The sequence below is a fragment of the Micromonospora sp. C28SCA-DRY-2 genome, assembly GCF_030519475.1.
Taxonomy (GTDB): domain Bacteria; phylum Actinomycetota; class Actinomycetes; order Mycobacteriales; family Micromonosporaceae; genus Micromonospora.
The window spans coordinates 668,830-683,922 of sequence record NZ_JAUMKD010000002.1; the positions used below are offsets into that span (position 1 = coordinate 668,830).

The window sequence follows — 15,093 nt, forward strand, 5'->3', positions numbered from 1 at the left end:
CCGAAGGGTGGGCGTCGCCGGGCACCGCGTGACACACAAACCCGCGTGAAAGAGGCGATTACCGGCCGTGTCGACCCAGCAGACTTCGCAGGAGAACCCACTGGCGGGTTTCGGCCCGAACGAGTGGATCGTCGAGGAGATGTACCAGCGGTACCTCGCGGACCCCAAGAGCGTCGACTCGGCCTGGCACGACTTCTTCGCCGACTACCGGCCCGGGCCGGGCGCCGCCACCCCCCGTGAGGGCCAGCCGACCGCCCCCGCCGCCCGTCCCGAGCCCGACGGCCAGCCGGAGGCGACGGCCGAGGTCGCCCAGGCGCCGACCAAGCCGGCGGAGCCGAAGCCGGCCGCCAAGCCGGCCGCACCGAAGCCGGCCGCGGCCAAGGCCGCCCCGGCCAAGCCGGCCCAGCCCAAGGCGGCGCCGGCCAAGGCGGCCCAGCCGGCCGCCACCGGCGCGCAGACCACCCCGCTGCGGGGCGTCGCGGCGCGGATCGTGCAGAACATGGACGCCTCGCTGACCGTCCCCACCGCCACCAGCGTGCGCGCCGTCCCGGCCAAGCTCCTGGTCGACAACCGCATCGTGATCAACAACCACCTCGCCCGGGGGCGCGGTGGCAAGGTCAGCTTCACCCACCTGATCGGCTACGCGCTGGTCCGGGCGCTGGCCCAGCACCCGGAGATGAACAACTCCTTCGCCGAGGCCGACGGCAAGCCGGCGATGGTCCGGCCCGAGCACGTCAACCTCGGTATCGCCATCGACCTGGTCAAGCCGGACGGCAGCCGCAACCTGGTGGTGCCGTCCATCAAGGCCTGCGAGCAGATGGACTTCCGGCAGTTCTGGCAGGCGTACGAGGACGTGGTCCGGCGGGCCCGCCGCAACGAGCTGACCATGGAGGACTACGCCGGCACCACGATCTCGCTGACCAACCCGGGCGGCATCGGCACCGTGCACTCGATGCCGCGGCTGATGCAGGGGCAGAGCGCGATCATCGGCGTCGGCGCGATGGAGTACCCGGCGCCGTACCAGGGCATGAGCGAGGCCACCCTGGCCGAGCTGGCGGTCAGCAAGGTCATCACGCTGACCAGCACGTACGACCACCGGATCATCCAGGGCGCGCAGTCCGGCGAGTTCCTCAAGGCCATGCACGAGCTGATCCTGGGCGAGCACGGCTTCTACGACGAGATCTTCACCTCGCTGCGCATCCCGTACGAGCCGGTGCGCTGGATGCGCGACGTCGCGGTCGACAGCGAGGGCCAGATCAACAAGACCGCCCGGGTGCACGAGCTGATCCACGCCTACCGGGTGCGCGGCCACCTGATGGCCGACACGGACCCGCTCGAGTTCAAGATCCGCAAGCACCCCGACCTGGACGTGCTCCAGCACGGGCTGACCCTGTGGGACCTGGACCGGACCTTCCCGGTCAACGGCTTCGCCGGCAAGCAGCGGATGAAGCTGCGGGAGATCCTCGGCGTGCTGCGCGACTCGTACTGCCGCCGGGTCGGCATCGAGTACATGCACATCCAGGACCCGGAGGAGCGGCGCTGGATCCAGGAGCGGGTCGAGCGCAAGTACGAGAAGCCGTCCCCGGACGAGCAGAAGCACGTGCTCAACCGGCTCAACGCCGCCGAGGCGTTCGAGACCTTCCTGCAGACCAAGTACGTCGGCCAGAAGCGCTTCTCGCTGGAGGGCGGCGAGTCGCTGATCCCGCTGCTGGGCGAGGTGCTGGAGGCGTCCGCCGAGGACGGGCTGGACGAGGTCGTCATCGGCATGGCCCACCGCGGCCGGCTCAACGTGCTGGCCAACATCGTCGGCAAGCCGTACGAGAAGATCTTCTCCGAGTTCGAGGGGCACCTCGACCCGCGCTCCACCCAGGGCTCGGGCGACGTGAAGTACCACCTCGGCCAGAACGGCAAGTTCACCACCCCGGACGGCGAGCACTCGGTCAAGGTCTCGGTGGTGGCGAACCCGTCGCACCTGGAGGCCGTCGACCCGGTGCTGGAGGGCATCGTCCGGGCCAAGCAGGACCGGATAGACCTCAAGCTGGAGGGCTACACCGTGCTGCCGCTGGCGGTGCACGGTGACGCCGCCTTCGCCGGCCAGGGCGTGGTGGCCGAGACGCTCAACCTGTCCCAGCTGCGCGGCTACCGCACCGGCGGCACCGTGCACGTGGTGGTCAACAACCAGGTCGGCTTCACCACCGCCCCGGAGTACAGCCGGTCCAGCCTCTACAGCACCGACGTGGCCCGGATGATCCAGGCGCCGATCTTCCACGTCAACGGCGACGACCCGGAGGCCGTGGTCCGGGTGGCCCGGCTGGCCTTCGAGTACCGCCAGGCGTTCAACAAGGACGTCGTGATCGACATGGTCTGCTACCGGCGGCGCGGGCACAACGAGGGCGACGACCCGTCGATGTCCAACCCGCAGATGTACAAGATCATCGACTCGAAGCGCTCGGTCCGCAAGCTCTACACCGAGGAGCTGATCGGCCGCGGCGACATCACCGTCGAGGACGCGGAGGAGCTGCTGCGCGACTACCAGGCGCAGCTGGAGCGGGTCTTCAAGGCCACCCGCGACGCGGCCACCACGCCCCGCCAGCTCGGCCGCCCCAAGCGCGAGGAGGAGCCGGAGCCGCAGGTGGACACCGCCACCGACGCGGCCGTGGTCAAGGCGATCGGCGAGGCGCACGTCAACCTGCCGGAGGGCTTCACCCCGCACAAGCGGATCCAGCAGCTGCTCGACCGGCGGGCCAAGATGTCCGTCGAGGGCAACATCGACTGGGGCTTCGGCGAGATCATCGCGTTCGGCGCGCTGCTGCACGACGGGGTCACCGTCCGGCTCGCCGGGCAGGACTCCCGCCGGGGCACCTTCGTCCAGCGGCACGCCTCGATCGTGGACGCGCGGACCGGCCAGGACTACCTCCCGCTCCAGTCGCTGACCGGCGACGGCGAGCGCTCCCGGTTCTTCGTGCACGACTCGCTGCTCAGCGAGTACGCCGCGATGGGCTTCGAGTACGGCTACTCGGTGGAGAACGTCAACGCGCTGGTCTGCTGGGAGGCCCAGTTCGGCGACTTCGTCAACGGCGCCCAGTCGGTGATCGACGAGTTCGTCTCCTCCGGCGAGGTGAAGTGGGGCCAGCGCTCCGCGGTCACCCTGCTGCTGCCGCACGGCCACGAGGGCCAGGGCCCGGACCACACCTCCGGCCGGCCGGAGCGGTTCCTGCAGATGTGCGCCGAGGACAACATGCGGGTGGCCATCCCGACCACCCCGGCGAACTACTTCCACCTGCTGCGACGCCAGGCCCTCTCGCCGAAGCGGAAGCCGCTGGTGGTGTTCACGCCGAAGTCGCTGCTGCGGCACAAGCTCTGCGTCTCCTCGGTCGAGGACTTCACCACCGGCACCTTCCAGCCGGTGCTGCGGGACTCGGCCGCCCCGGCGCCGCAGGGCGTGAAGCGGGTGCTGCTCTGCTCCGGCAAGGTCTACTACGACCTGCTCCAGGCCCGGCAGGAGCGCGGCATCACCGACACCGCGATCATCCGGTTGGAGCAGCTCTACCCGATGCCGGTGGAGGAGATCCGCGCCGCCCTGGCGGAGTACCCGAACGCGGAGGACTTCGCCTGGGTGCAGGAGGAGCCGGCCAACCAGGGCGCCTGGTCGTTCGTCGCGCTCAACCTGCTGGAGCACCTGGCGGACGTCCGGCTGCGCCGGATCTCCCGCCCGGCCGCCGCCGCGCCGGCCGTCGGCTCCGCCAAGATGCACGAGGTGGAGCAGAACGCCCTGCTCGAGGCGGCGCTGCCTCGCCCGTGACCTGACCGCACCGCCGAGCACCGGGGCAGAGCCCGTCACCACGACGGCTCTGCCCCGCCTCGCGTCGGCCTCCCGAACCCCACCGGCCGCCGGCCGGACGACATCCGAGGACGAACATGTACTTCACCGACCGCGGCATCGAGGAACTGGTCGAGCGCCGGGGTGACGAGCAGGTCAGCATGGAGTGGCTCGGCGAGCGGCTGCGCGACTTCGTCGACCTGAACCCGGAGTTCGAGACCCCGATCGAGCGCCTCGCCACCTACCTGGCCCGCCTCGACGACCCCGACGACGAGTAGACCCCACCTCGCACCCCACCCACCCGGTCGAGCATGAAGTTGTTGCCGCGACACGCCGGTGCGGCCGACAACAACTCCATGATCAACGCGCTGGGACGGCTGGGTGGGGGTGGGTGGGACGAAGGACCCGGGTGGGCGGTGGCGTGATCTTCTAGGGTGGTGGGCGTGGCCCGGAGTGTGTACGTCACCAGCGTGGGTTCCGGCGGAGGCAAGTCGACCATCGCCCTCGGACTGGCGGAGCTGTTGTCCCGGCAGGTCGAGCGGATCGGCGCGTTCCGGCCGCTGGTCGGCGGCACCGGCCCGGATCCGATCCTCGCGCTGCTCAGCGAGCGCTACCGGATCGAGCCGCCGCTGCCCGACCTGGCCGGCGCCACCTACGCCGAGGCGACCGCGCTGGTCGCCGACGGGCGGCGGGAGGAACTGATCTCCCGGATCGTCGAGCGCTACCGGTCGGTGGAGCGGCGGTGCCCGGCGGTGGTCGTGGTGGGCAGCGACTTCGCCGACGGCGGCGACGCCGCCGGCCCCCGCGAGCTGGCCTTCAACGCCCGGCTGGCCACCGAGTTCGGCAGCGTCGTGGTGCCGGTGGTGGACGGCTTCGGGCAGGAGCCGGCGGCCATCGCGGCCGCCGTGCGCGGGGCGTACCACGACCTGGCGGACCTGGGCGCCACCGTGCTGGCGGTGATCGCCAACCGGGTGCCCGAGCCGATGCCCCTGCCCGAGCTGCCGGTTCCCGCGTACGCCATCCCGGAGGTGCCGAGCGTGTCGGCGCCGACGGTGGCCGAGGTGGCGGCGGCGCTCGGCGCCACCCTGCTCGCCGGGGACGACGCCGCCCTCGGCCGGGACGTGCTCGACTACGTGGTGGGCGCGGCGCACGTGCCGACCCTGCTGGACCACCTGACCGACGGCGCCCTGGTGATCACCCCCGGGGACCGGGACGACCTGCTGGTCGCCGCCAGCGCCGCGCACGTGGCCGGGCAGGTGTCGGTGGCCGGGCTGGTGCTCACCCTCGGCGAGCAGCCCGACCCGCGGGCCATGCGGCTGTTCGAGGGGCTGAACACCGGGCTCGCCGTGCTCTCGGTGACCAGTGACAGCTACGACACGGTGTCCGCGTCCAGCCGGATCGAGGGCCGGCCCAGCGCCGGCAACCCGCGCAAGGTGGAGGCCGCGCTCGGCGCCTTCGAGCGCTACGTGGACACCGACGACCTGTCCCGCCGGCTGCGGGTCAGCCGGTCCGCCCGGGTCACCCCGCTGATGTTCGAGTACGACCTGATCGACCGGGCCCGGACGCAGCGCCGGCACGTGGTGCTGCCGGAGGGGGCGGAGGAGCGCATCCTGCGCGCCGCGGAGATCCTGCTGCGCCGCAACGTCGCCGACCTGACCCTGCTCGGCCGCCCGGACGACATCGCCCGGCGCACCCGGGAGCTGGGCATCGACATCGGCGGGGCGCGGGTGGTCGACCCGGTGACCAGCGAGTGGCGCGACGAGTTCGCCGCCGAGTACGCGAAGCTGCGCGCCCACCGGGGGGTCACCGCCGAGCTGGCGCACGACATCGTGGCCCAGCCGAACTACTTCGGCACGCTGATGGTGCAGACCGGGCACGCCGACGGCATGGTCTCCGGGGCGACGCACACCACCGCCGCCACCATCCGACCGGCGTTCGAGATCATCCGGACCGTGCCGGGCGTCTCGGTCGCGTCCAGTGTCTTCTTCATGCTGCTCGCCGACCGGGTGCTGGTCTACGGCGACTGCGCGGTCAACCGCGACCCGGACGCCGGCCAGCTCGCCGACATCGCGATCTCGTCGGCCGACACCGCGGCCCGGTTCGGCATCGAGCCCCGGGTCGCCATGCTCTCCTACTCCACCGGCACCTCCGGCGCGGGTGAGGACGTGGAGAAGGTCGCGGCGGCCACCAAGCTGGTCCGCGAACGCCGGCCGGAGCTGCTGGTGGAGGGGCCGATCCAGTACGACGCGGCGATCGACCCGGCGGTGGCCGCGACGAAGCTGCCGGGCAGCGAGGTCGCCGGCCGGGCCACGGTCTTCATCTTCCCGGACCTGAACACCGGCAACAACACGTACAAGGCGGTGCAGCGCTCGGCCGGCGCGGTGGCCGTCGGGCCGGTGATGCAGGGCCTGCGCCGGCCGGTCAACGACCTGTCCCGCGGCGCGACCGTGCCGGACATCGTCAACACGGTGGCGATCACCGCCATCCAGGCCAGCGCGGAGGTCGCGTGAGCGAGCGGATCATCGGACTGGGCGCGACGGCGCCCCGGGACGGCACCCGACCCGGTGGGGTGCCGGCATGAGCCGGGTCCTCGTCCTCAACTGCGGGTCGTCGTCGGTCAAGTACCGGCTCTACGACGGTGACGAGGTGCGCGACAAGGGCACCGTGGAGCGGATCGGCGAGCCCGGCGGCGGGCCGGCCGACCACGAGACGGCCGTGCGCGACATCCTCGGCCGGCTCGACCTGGCCGGGCTGGTGGCCGTGGGGCACCGGGTGGTGCACGGCGGCCGGCGGTTCACCGAGCCGGTCCTGATCGACGACGCGGTGCTGGCCGCCATCCGCGAGCTGGTCCCGCTCGCCCCGCTGCACAACCCGGCGAACCTGGCCGGCATCGAGGTCGCCCGGGCCGCGCTGCCGGACGTCCCGCAGGTCGCCGTCTTCGACACCGCTTTCCACCACACCATGCCGGAGTCCGCCGAGGTCTACGCGATCGACCGGGACACCGCGCAGCGGTACGGCATCCGGCGCTACGGCTTCCACGGCACCTCGCACGCGTACGTCTCCCGGCGCACCGCCGAGCTGCTGGACCGCCCGTACCACGAGCTGAACACGATCACCCTGCACCTGGGCAACGGGGCCAGCGCCTGCGCGGTGGCCGGCGGGCGCAGCGTGGCCACCTCGATGGGGATGTCGCCGTTGCAGGGGCTGGTGATGGGCACCCGCAGCGGCGACCTGGACCCGGCGGTGATCTTCCACCTGCGCCGCGAGGGTGGGCTCTCCGTCGACCAGATCGACGACCTGCTCAACCACCGCAGCGGGCTGCTCGGCCTGGCCGGCGCGAACGACATGCGCGAGGTGCTCCGGCGGCGGGCGGACGGCGATCCGGCCGCGGCGCTCGCCTTCGACGTCTACTGCCGCCGGATCACCGGGTACGTCGGCGCGTACTACGCGCTGCTCGGCCGGGTGGACGCGGTCACCTTCACCGCCGGGGTGGGCGAGCACGCCGCCCCGGTCCGCGCGGCGGCGCTGGCCGGCCTGGACCGGCTCGGCATCGCGGTGGACCCGGAGCGCAACGCCGGCAGCGGGGACCGGGTCATCTCGCCGCCGGGCGCCGAGGTGGCCGTCTGCGTGATCGGCACCGACGAGGAGCGCGAGATCGCCCGTACCGCCCGCGACCTGGCCGCCGCGGCGCGCTGACCGCTCGTGCCGGCGCCGCTGCCGCCGGCTCAGCGGCGGGCGGTGCGGCCCCGGCGGCGCCGGGCGCTGCCGCTGCGCCGGATCCGGTCCCGGCCGGGACGGCGGGTATCCCGCCGCGGCGCCGGTGCCCGGTCCGGCAGCACGGCCGTCACCAGCAACAACCCGCCGAAGGCGGCGACCACCAGGCCGAACGGCAGCCCGCCCCAGGCGTTCAGCACGAACACCGAGTCGTCGGTGTTGCCGTTCTCGGCCACGAACTCCGCCGGGCGTTCCGGATCCACCCAGAGCGTCATCTCGGCCGGCGGCTCCTCGGCGCACCCGCCGGCCGAGCCGCACAGGATCCGCTCGGTGTACGGCACGCCGGCGTACTCGTACGACACCCGGACGGTGTCGGTTCCGCCACCGCGCCCGACGGTGTCCCGCCGGCCGGTGACGGTGGCCCGCACCGGCACGCCCTCGGCGTGCAGCCGCTCCGCCTTGGCGTGCAGGTGCCACTTGTAGCCGGCCACCCCGGACGCGTACCCGAGGCCGGCGAGGAGCACGAGCAGGCCGAGCACGGCCGGCACCGGCCGGGCACCGCGCAGCCGGGACCGGATCCCCGGCGGGGCGGGCGGGGATCCGCTCAGCTCAGCGCCAGCCAGGCGACCACGGCGACCAGGACGACCACCACCACGGCCGCGCCGGCCAGCAGCGGGACCCGGGACGCCGCGGCCGGCGCCTCGGCCTCGGGGGTGTTGGCGAAGGCGCGGAACGCCTCGGTGTTGCCGCTCGGGTCGGTGTAGTTCTCAGCCATGCCGGTGACCCTAGCCAAGCCAGTCCCGGCGCACCGCCCCGCGCGCGCCGGCCCGGGCCAGGTCGGGCCGGCCGGTGGAGCGGCTCCGGCCGGGTGGTGAACGGAGCCGGTCCGGACGGCGGGACCGCTCGGGGCACCCGGCACCTACCGTGGAACCGTGGGGGTCAAGCGGCTGGTCGCCGCGCTGCTGACGGCGCTGCTGGCCGGCTGCGGGACGGCCACCGCCGCGCCCGGCACGCCGCAACCGGCCCGCCGGGCGCCCGCGGGGGCGTACGCCGTCGGCGTGCGTACGCTCACCGTCGACGCGGCCTCCGCGCGTCCGCTGCCGGTCACCCTCTGGTATCCGGCGGACGGGAACGCGGTGGCCGCGGGGCGGTTCCCGGTGGTGGTCTACAGCCACGGGCTGGACAGCCTGCCCCACCTGCACGCCGGGTTGACCACCCGGTGGGCCGCCGCCGGCTTCGTGGTGGCCGCGCCGGCGTACCCGCACACCCGGCGTGGCGCGCGCCGGTTCGACCGGGCCGACGTGCGGCACCAGCCGGCCGACGCCTGGCGGGTGATCCGGCACCTGGTCCGGCTCGACGCCCGGCCCGGTGACCCGCTCGCCGGGCACCTCGACGTCACCCGGTTCGCCGCCGCCGGCCACTCGGCGGGCGGCTTCACCACCGCCGGCATGTTCGCCTCGGGACGGTCGCCGCGCCTGCGGGCGGGCATCGTGATCGCCGGCGGCGGGATGGCCGGGAGCTTCGCCGCGCCGGCCGCGCCGGTGCTCTTCGTGCACGGCACCGCCGACCCGGTGGTGCCGCTGGCGGTCGGCCGGGCGGCCTACCGGCGCGCCGGCGGCCCGGCCGCCTTCCTGAGCGTGCTCGGGCAGGGCCACGGCGAGTACCTCACCCCGGGCCGGCCCGGCTTCGCCCAGGTCCTGGCCACCACCACCGACTTCCTCCGCTGGACGCTCTACGGCGACCCGGACGCCGCCCGCCGCCTGCCCGCCGGGGCCAGCGCCCCCGCCCTCACCCGCTACGAGACCCGCCCCGCCCCCTGACCGCGGCCGGGCCGAGCACGAGAGGCCGGGCACACGCGGTGCCGGACACGAACTGCCGGACGTGAGCGGCCGGGCAGGAGCGGCGGGCGCGACAGGAGCGGCCAGCACGACACCAACGACGAGCGCGACACGAGCGACGTCCGGGCCAGGAGCAACCGCCGGGGCGCGGCGTGGGCCGGAAACGGCGGTGCGGGGAGCCGGGTCCGCCGTTACGGTCGGCGGGTGGTGGGCGTGGAGGGGCTCGCGGGGCGGCAGTTGGCCAGCATCGCCGAGGTGGTCGAGGTGGCCGGCGCCGCCGGCGTCCAGGTGTGGCTGCGCGGCGGCTGGGCGGTCGACTTCCACCTCGGCGAGGTCACCCGGCCGCACGTGGACGTCGACTGGTACTGCTGGCGCGCCGACGCGCGGCGGCTGGCCGCCCTGCTGCACGGGCGCGGCTGGCGGCCCGACCCGCGGCTGCCGGTCGAGGTGCAGCTCGACCTGTTCCGCGGCGACGTCGAGGTGAGCTTCGCGTACCTGGCGCGGGACGCCGCGGGGCGGATCACGGTCGGCGGCGGGCCGTGGGCCGGCACGCCGCTGCCGGCGGGGATGCTGGACGGCCCACCCGGGCGGATCGGCCCGCTGACCGTCCCGGTCATCGCGGTCGCCGCGCAGGTCGAGTTCAAGCGGATGTACCCGGTCTGGATGCCGGAGCGCCCCCGCCGCGCCAAGGACGCCGCCGACCTGGCCCGGCTCGGCGCCGCCCCGCCGGAGCATCGGGAGGCGACCTCGCCCGGGGCGTAGCGCGGACGCGACCGCAACGGGCAGCACGGCCACCGCCGGCACCGTCGACCGGCACCACCGCCACCGCCACCCACCGTCGACCGGGCACCACCGCCACCGCCGGCACTGCCACCGCCGGCACCAGCACCAGCGCCGGCGCCGGGCACCACGCTCCGGCGGTCGGCCCGGCACGGTGCGTCGATGTCCGGCGGGCGGCCCCGGCGCGCGAGGCACAATCGGAGCCATGCCGCGTCGCCGCACCCCTGCCCTGCTCGCCTGCGCCCTGCTCACGGCCGGCCTGGCCGGCTGCTCCGGGGACACCCGGCCGGCCGGCCCGCGGACCGTCCCGACGCCGGCCCCGGCCGCGACCACCCCCGCGCCGCGGGTGCCCGCCGGCACCGCGCCGGAGCGGGCCTTCGCCGTCGGCGTACGGCAGCTGAAGCTGAACCGCGACGGCGACCGCCCGCTGCCGGTGACCGTCTGGTACCCGGCGGCCGGGAAGGCCGGGGGCGAGCCCGAGCGGTCCGCGCGGGCCGCCGACGGCCGGTTCCCGGTGGTGATGTTCAGCCACGGGCTGGGCGGGCGCCCGGCCGACTACGCGACGCTGCTCACCCGGTGGGCGGCGGCCGGCTTCGTGGTGGCCGCGCCGACCTTCCCGCACACCTCCCGGGGCGCCGACGGCAACGTGCTGGACGTGCTCAACCAGCCCGCCGACGTGTCGTACGCGCTGACCCAGGTGCTCGCCCTGGACGGCCGGGCCGGTGATCCGCTGCGCGGCCGGCTGGCCGCCGACCGGGTGGCCGCGGCCGGGCACTCGGCCGGCGGGGTGACCACCATCGGCCTGTTCACCGCCGGCCGGGACGAGCGCCTCGACGCCGGGGTGGTGTTCGCCGGCACCGCACTCGGGGTGGGCACCGCGTTCGCCGGCGCCGCCGCGCCGCAGTTGTTCGTGCACGGCGAGGCCGACGAGGTGGTCCAGTACGCCGCCGGCAAGGAGGCGTACGACCGGGTGCCCTGGCCGAAGGCGATGCTGAGCCTGACGAACGGCGACCACGGGCGGGCGCTGCTCAGCGACGGGGCCGCGCTGCGGGTGGTCTCGGACACGACCGTCGAGTTCCTGCGCTGGACCCTCTACGGCGACGAGGCCGCCAAGCGGCGCATCCCGACCGGCGCCGCCCGCGGCGACATCGCCACCCTCGACAACCGCCTCTGACCCGCCCGCCCGGGCGCCGGGTCAGGCGGTGTGGTCGACGACCACCTTGCCGAAGACGTCACCGGAGTGCAGGCGGGCGAACGCCTCCTCCACCCGGCTGAACGGGACCACGCTGTCCACCACCGGCCGCACCTGGTGCTCGGCGCAGAACGCGAGCAGGTCCGCCAGCTCGTCCGGGGTGCCCATCGAGGTGCCCAGGATCTCCAGCTGCATGGCGAAGACCCGGCGCAGGTTGACCTTGGGCTCGTGCCCGGCCGTGGCGCCGGAGACGACGATCCGGGCCATCGGCGCGGCGGACTTCAGCGAGTGGTCGAAGGTGGCCGCGCCGACCGTCTCGATCACCACGTCGACCCGTTCCGGCAGCCGGGCGCCCGGCTTGACGGCGGTCGCGCCCAGCTCGGCGATCCGTTCCCGCTTGGCGGCGTCCCGGCTGGTCGCGTAGACCCGCTTGCCCATCGCGGCGGCGAGCGCGACGGCGGCCGTGGCGACGCCGCCCCCGGCGCCCTGGACCAGCACGGCGTCGGCGTCGGCGACCCGGCCCTTGGTGGTGAGCATCCGCCAGGCGGTGAGCCACGCGGTCGGCAGGCACGCCGCGTCGGTGACGGCCAGCCCGGCCGGCAGCGGCACCAGGTTCGACCGGGGTACGGCCACCCGCTCGGCGAGGGTGCCCGGGAAGTGCTCGGAGAGGATGGAGACGCCGCGCGGGTCACCCGGGGTGGCGACCACCGGGTAGACGACCACCTCGGTGCCGTCCGGGTCGACGCCGACCGCGTCGCAGCCGAGGATCATCGGCAGTTGGTCGCCGGTGAGCCCCACCCCGCGCAGCGACCACAGGTCGTGGTGGTTGAGCGAACTGGCCCGGACCTGCACGGTGACCCAGTCGTCGTCCGGGTGGGTCGGCTCGGGCCGCTCGCCGACGGTGAGCGCGGCGAGCGGGTCGGCGTCGTCGAAGCGGGAGGCGAAGGCGGCACGCATGGTCGGCACGGTAACAAGCGGGACGGGCCGGAAGAAGGGCCCCGCGCTGTGCGACGTACGACAGGACGGGGCCCTCGGCGCCCCCGGGTCAGGCCCGGGCGACGCCGTCGCGGCGGGCCGCCTCGGCCACCGCCTCGGCCACCGCGGGGGCGACCCGCGGGTCGAGCGGGGACGGGACGATCGCCTCCGGGGTGAGCGTCTCGGCCACCACCTGCGCGATGGCGTCGGCGGCGGCGACCTTCATGCCCTCGGTGATCCGGGTGGCCCGGGCGTCCAGCGCGCCCCGGAACACGCCGGGGAAGGCCAGCACGTTGTTGATCTGGTTGGGGTGGTCGCTGCGCCCGGTGGCGACCACCGCGACGTGCCGGGCGGCCACCTCGGGGTGCACCTCCGGGTTCGGGTTGGCCAGCGCGAAGACGATCCCGCCCGGAGCCATCCCGGCCACCGCGGCCTCCGGGATCTGCCCGCCGGAGACGCCGATCAGCACGTCCGCGTCGCGCAGCGCCTCGGTGATGTCGCCCTGCCGGCCGTCGGGGTTGGTGACGGCGGCCAATTCCGCCTTGGTGTCGGTGAGCCCGGTGCGGTGCCGGCCGAGGATCCCCTTCGAGTCGCAGACCACCACCCGGGCCGGGTCCACTCCCCCGGCGAGCAGCATCTTCGTCACCGCCACGCCGGCCGCGCCGGCTCCGCTGACCGCCACCCGCAGGTCGCCCAGCTTGCGGTTGAGCAGCGTGGCGGCGTTGCGCAGGGCGGCCAGCACGACGATCGCGGTGCCGTGCTGGTCGTCGTGGAAGACCGGGATGTCCAGGGCCTCGTCCAGCCGGCGTTCGACCTCGAAGCAACGCGGCGCGCTGATGTCCTCCAGGTTGATGCCACCGAACGACGGCGCCAGCGCCCGCACCACCGCCACGATCTCGTCCACGTCCTGGGTGTCCAGGCAGACCGGTACCGCGTCCACGCCGGCGAACTGCTTGAACAGCACCGCCTTGCCCTCCATCACCGGCAGCGCCGCGCGCGGGCCGATGTTGCCGAGGCCGAGTACGGCCGAGCCGTCGGTGACCACCGCGACGGTGTGCGACACCCAGGTGTAGTCGTCGGCCAGGGTCTCGTCGGCGGCGATCGCCTCGCACACCCGGGCCACGCCGGGGGTGTACGCGAGGGAGAGGTCTTCCCGGCTGGTCAGCGGGACCGTCGAGGTGACGGCCATCTTGCCGCCCCGGTGCAGTCGGAAGACGGGATCAGCGGGGTCCACGGTGGACGGTGACATGGTGACTCCAGGATCTGTTAGCAGCTGGACCAGCCGGTCGGTACGCGTGGTGAGGCGACGAGCGGCGGCGCGCGGTGCGGGGGGTCACCCGGGCACTTTCCGAGCATAGTGTCGTGGGGGCCCGGCCGATGTGAGCAGGGTCATAACGGACGCGGGGGCACCCGCCCGGGCCGGGGCCAGTAGCGGGCCACCACCCGGCCGTGCACGTCGGCCACCCCGTACGCCCGGGAGTCGTCGGCGACGAACTCGTTGTCCCCGTACAGCCACCAGCCGCCGTCCTGGGCGCGCACCGCGCGCTTGACGACCAGCAGGTCAGGGCGGCTGCGGAAGACCGCCACCACGACGTCGCCGGGGCGGACCGGCCGACCGCCCCGGCGGACCAGCACGGCGTCCCCGTGACGCAGCGTGGGTGCCATGGACGGACCGCTGACCAGCACGGCCGTCAGTGGCCAGCGCAGCCGCCGCGCGGCGGCCGGACGGTCGGCGGTCATCGGTTTCACCTCCACCGGCTTGGGGGAGCCCCTCCAGGAGTAATGTCGGCTTGGATCATCGCAAACTTCCCATGGAGGAACCCGATGCGACTTCCACGCATCCTTACGCCCCGCGTGACCGCCAGCGCCCACTGCGACCTGCCCTGCGGCGTGTACGACCCGGCGCAGGCCCGGATCGAGGCCGAGTCGGTCAAAATGATCTGCGAGAAGTACCAGGCGAACACCGACCCGGAGTTCCGCACGCGGGCCGTCATCATCAAGGAGCAGCGCGCCGAGTTGGTCAAGCACCACCTGTGGGTGCTCTGGACCGACTACTTCAAGGCGACCCACTTCGAGAAGTACCCCCAGCTGCACCAGCTGTTCAACGAGGCCACCAAGCTCGCCGGCTCGGGCGGCGTGAAGGGCAGCCTCGACCCGGCCACCGCCGACCAGCTGCTGCAGAAGATCGACGAGATCGCCAAGATCTTCTGGGAGACCAAGAAGGCGTGACCCGCGCGGTCCCGCCGACGATCCGGCCGGCACGTCCCGCGGACGTGCCGGCCGTCGTCGCCATGGTGCACGAACTGGCCGAGTACGAGCGCGCGGCCGACCAGTGCCACCTCACCTCGGAGCAGCTGCACGCCGCGCTCTTCGGCCCCGATCCGGCGCTGTACGGCCACGTCGCGGTGGACGACCGGGACGCCCCGGTCGGCTTCGCGCTCTGGTTCCTCACCTTCTCCACCTGGGCCGGCGTGCACGGCATCCACCTGGAGGACCTCTACGTCCGGCCGGCCGCCCGGGGCACCGGGGCCGGGCGGCTGCTGCTGGCCACCCTCGCCGACATCTGCGTACGGCGCGGCTACCAACGGCTGGAGTGGGCGATGCTCGACTGGAACCCGGCCGCCGGCTTCTACGCCGCCATCGGCGCCGAGCAGTTGACCGAGTGGATCCCCTACCGGCTCGACGGCGCCGCCCTCGCCGGTCTCGCGGCGCAGGTGACCACCCCCACACGGCCGGCCTCCTGAACGGGTAGAGTCCCGGCCGGGGGGATGAGT

14 protein-coding genes are annotated in these 15,093 nt (G+C 74.2%); 9 read left to right on the plus strand and 5 right to left on the minus strand.

The features are described 5' to 3' along the window. The first annotated feature begins 67 nt into the window (after positions 1-67). The 4 genes from Q3W71_RS11540 to Q3W71_RS11555 all read left to right on the plus strand — a co-directional run bounded on the left by Q3W71_RS11540 (position 68) and on the right by Q3W71_RS11555 (position 7,516). Positions 68-3,802, plus strand: coding sequence for a multifunctional oxoglutarate decarboxylase/oxoglutarate dehydrogenase thiamine pyrophosphate-binding subunit/dihydrolipoyllysine-residue succinyltransferase subunit (locus Q3W71_RS11540; protein ID WP_302919290.1), 3,735 nt, complete (start codon positions 68-70; stop codon positions 3,800-3,802). Positions 3,803-3,918: 116 nt separating this feature from the next. Further along, the gene (locus tag Q3W71_RS11545; RefSeq protein ID WP_088992124.1) at positions 3,919-4,098 is read left to right on the plus strand and encodes a DUF6104 family protein; all 180 of its coding nucleotides are present in this window, start codon (positions 3,919-3,921) and stop codon (positions 4,096-4,098) included. A gap of 156 nt (positions 4,099-4,254) precedes the next feature. Next, positions 4,255-6,330: a phosphate acetyltransferase gene (pta, locus tag Q3W71_RS11550; RefSeq protein WP_302919291.1), complete on the plus strand. Its 2,076-nt coding sequence runs from the start codon at positions 4,255-4,257 to the stop codon at positions 6,328-6,330. Between the two features lie 67 nt (positions 6,331-6,397). Then, complete coding sequence (locus Q3W71_RS11555; RefSeq protein WP_302919292.1) at positions 6,398-7,516, plus strand: acetate/propionate family kinase; 1,119 nt, start codon at positions 6,398-6,400, stop codon at positions 7,514-7,516. Positions 7,517-7,545: 29 nt separating this feature from the next. Here Q3W71_RS11555 and Q3W71_RS11560 read toward each other — a convergent pair whose 3' ends face one another. Together Q3W71_RS11560 and Q3W71_RS11565 are read right to left on the minus strand one after the other, a co-directional pair. After that, on the minus strand, positions 7,546-8,082 hold the full coding sequence (locus Q3W71_RS11560) for a DUF3592 domain-containing protein (RefSeq protein WP_302919293.1): 537 nt from the start codon (positions 8,080-8,082) through the stop codon (positions 7,546-7,548). 56 nt (positions 8,083-8,138) lie between these two features. Next, positions 8,139-8,309 (minus strand): hypothetical protein, encoded by a 171-nt coding sequence (locus tag Q3W71_RS11565; RefSeq protein ID WP_302919294.1) that lies wholly within the window; start codon positions 8,307-8,309, stop codon positions 8,139-8,141. Between the two features lie 157 nt (positions 8,310-8,466). Between Q3W71_RS11565 and Q3W71_RS11570 the strand changes: the two genes are divergently transcribed. From Q3W71_RS11570 to Q3W71_RS11580, 3 genes are all read left to right on the plus strand, one after another. Next, the gene (locus tag Q3W71_RS11570) at positions 8,467-9,354 is read left to right on the plus strand and encodes an alpha/beta hydrolase (RefSeq protein ID WP_302919295.1); all 888 of its coding nucleotides are present in this window, start codon (positions 8,467-8,469) and stop codon (positions 9,352-9,354) included. Between the two features lie 222 nt (positions 9,355-9,576). Continuing rightward, complete coding sequence (locus tag Q3W71_RS11575) at positions 9,577-10,134, plus strand: nucleotidyltransferase domain-containing protein (RefSeq protein ID WP_302919296.1); 558 nt, start codon at positions 9,577-9,579, stop codon at positions 10,132-10,134. 223 nt (positions 10,135-10,357) lie between these two features. Further along, positions 10,358-11,326 carry a chlorophyllase gene (locus Q3W71_RS11580; protein WP_302919297.1) on the plus strand — a complete coding sequence of 323 codons (969 nt, stop codon included), beginning with the start codon at positions 10,358-10,360 and terminating at the stop codon, positions 11,324-11,326. A 21-nt stretch (positions 11,327-11,347) separates the two neighbouring features. On the opposite strand, the gene Q3W71_RS11585 is transcribed toward Q3W71_RS11580, so the two are convergent. From Q3W71_RS11585 to Q3W71_RS11595, 3 genes are all read right to left on the minus strand, one after another. Then, positions 11,348-12,310 (minus strand): zinc-binding dehydrogenase, encoded by a 963-nt coding sequence (locus tag Q3W71_RS11585; RefSeq protein ID WP_302919298.1) that lies wholly within the window; start codon positions 12,308-12,310, stop codon positions 11,348-11,350. A 79-nt stretch (positions 12,311-12,389) separates the two neighbouring features. Next, positions 12,390-13,568, minus strand: coding sequence for an NADP-dependent malic enzyme (locus tag Q3W71_RS11590; protein WP_302919299.1), 1,179 nt, complete (start codon positions 13,566-13,568; stop codon positions 12,390-12,392). A gap of 140 nt (positions 13,569-13,708) precedes the next feature. Further along, a complete protein-coding gene (locus Q3W71_RS11595; protein ID WP_302919300.1) occupies positions 13,709-14,059 on the minus strand; it encodes a S26 family signal peptidase in 351 nt (116 codons plus the stop codon). Between the two features lie 84 nt (positions 14,060-14,143). Between Q3W71_RS11595 and sodN the strand changes: the two genes are divergently transcribed. Both sodN and Q3W71_RS11605 read left to right on the plus strand, forming a co-directional pair. Beyond that, positions 14,144-14,548 carry a superoxide dismutase, Ni gene (sodN, locus tag Q3W71_RS11600; protein ID WP_076472083.1) on the plus strand — a complete coding sequence of 135 codons (405 nt, stop codon included), beginning with the start codon at positions 14,144-14,146 and terminating at the stop codon, positions 14,546-14,548. 62 nt (positions 14,549-14,610) lie between these two features. Next, positions 14,611-15,063: a GNAT family N-acetyltransferase gene (locus tag Q3W71_RS11605; protein WP_302919677.1), complete on the plus strand. Its 453-nt coding sequence runs from the start codon at positions 14,611-14,613 to the stop codon at positions 15,061-15,063. Positions 15,064-15,093 lie beyond the last annotated feature (30 nt).

Excerpts from the sequence above, each read along its gene's own strand:
- Q3W71_RS11565 (WP_302919294.1), bottom strand. The coding sequence starts at position 8,309 with ATGGCTGAGAACTACACCGACCCGAGCGGCAACACCGAGGCGTTCCGC.
- Q3W71_RS11580 (WP_302919297.1), top strand. The coding sequence starts at position 10,358 with ATGCCGCGTCGCCGCACCCCTGCCCTGCTCGCCTGCGCCCTGCTCACG.
- Q3W71_RS11545 (WP_088992124.1), top strand. The coding sequence starts at position 3,919 with ATGTACTTCACCGACCGCGGCATCGAGGAACTGGTCGAGCGCCGGGGT.
- sodN (WP_076472083.1), top strand. The coding sequence starts at position 14,144 with ATGCGACTTCCACGCATCCTTACGCCCCGCGTGACCGCCAGCGCCCAC.
- Q3W71_RS11595 (WP_302919300.1), bottom strand. The coding sequence starts at position 14,059 with ATGACCGCCGACCGTCCGGCCGCCGCGCGGCGGCTGCGCTGGCCACTG.
- Q3W71_RS11590 (WP_302919299.1), bottom strand. The coding sequence starts at position 13,568 with ATGTCACCGTCCACCGTGGACCCCGCTGATCCCGTCTTCCGACTGCAC.
- Q3W71_RS11605 (WP_302919677.1), top strand. The coding sequence starts at position 14,611 with ATGGTGCACGAACTGGCCGAGTACGAGCGCGCGGCCGACCAGTGCCAC.
- Q3W71_RS11555 (WP_302919292.1), top strand. The coding sequence starts at position 6,398 with ATGAGCCGGGTCCTCGTCCTCAACTGCGGGTCGTCGTCGGTCAAGTAC.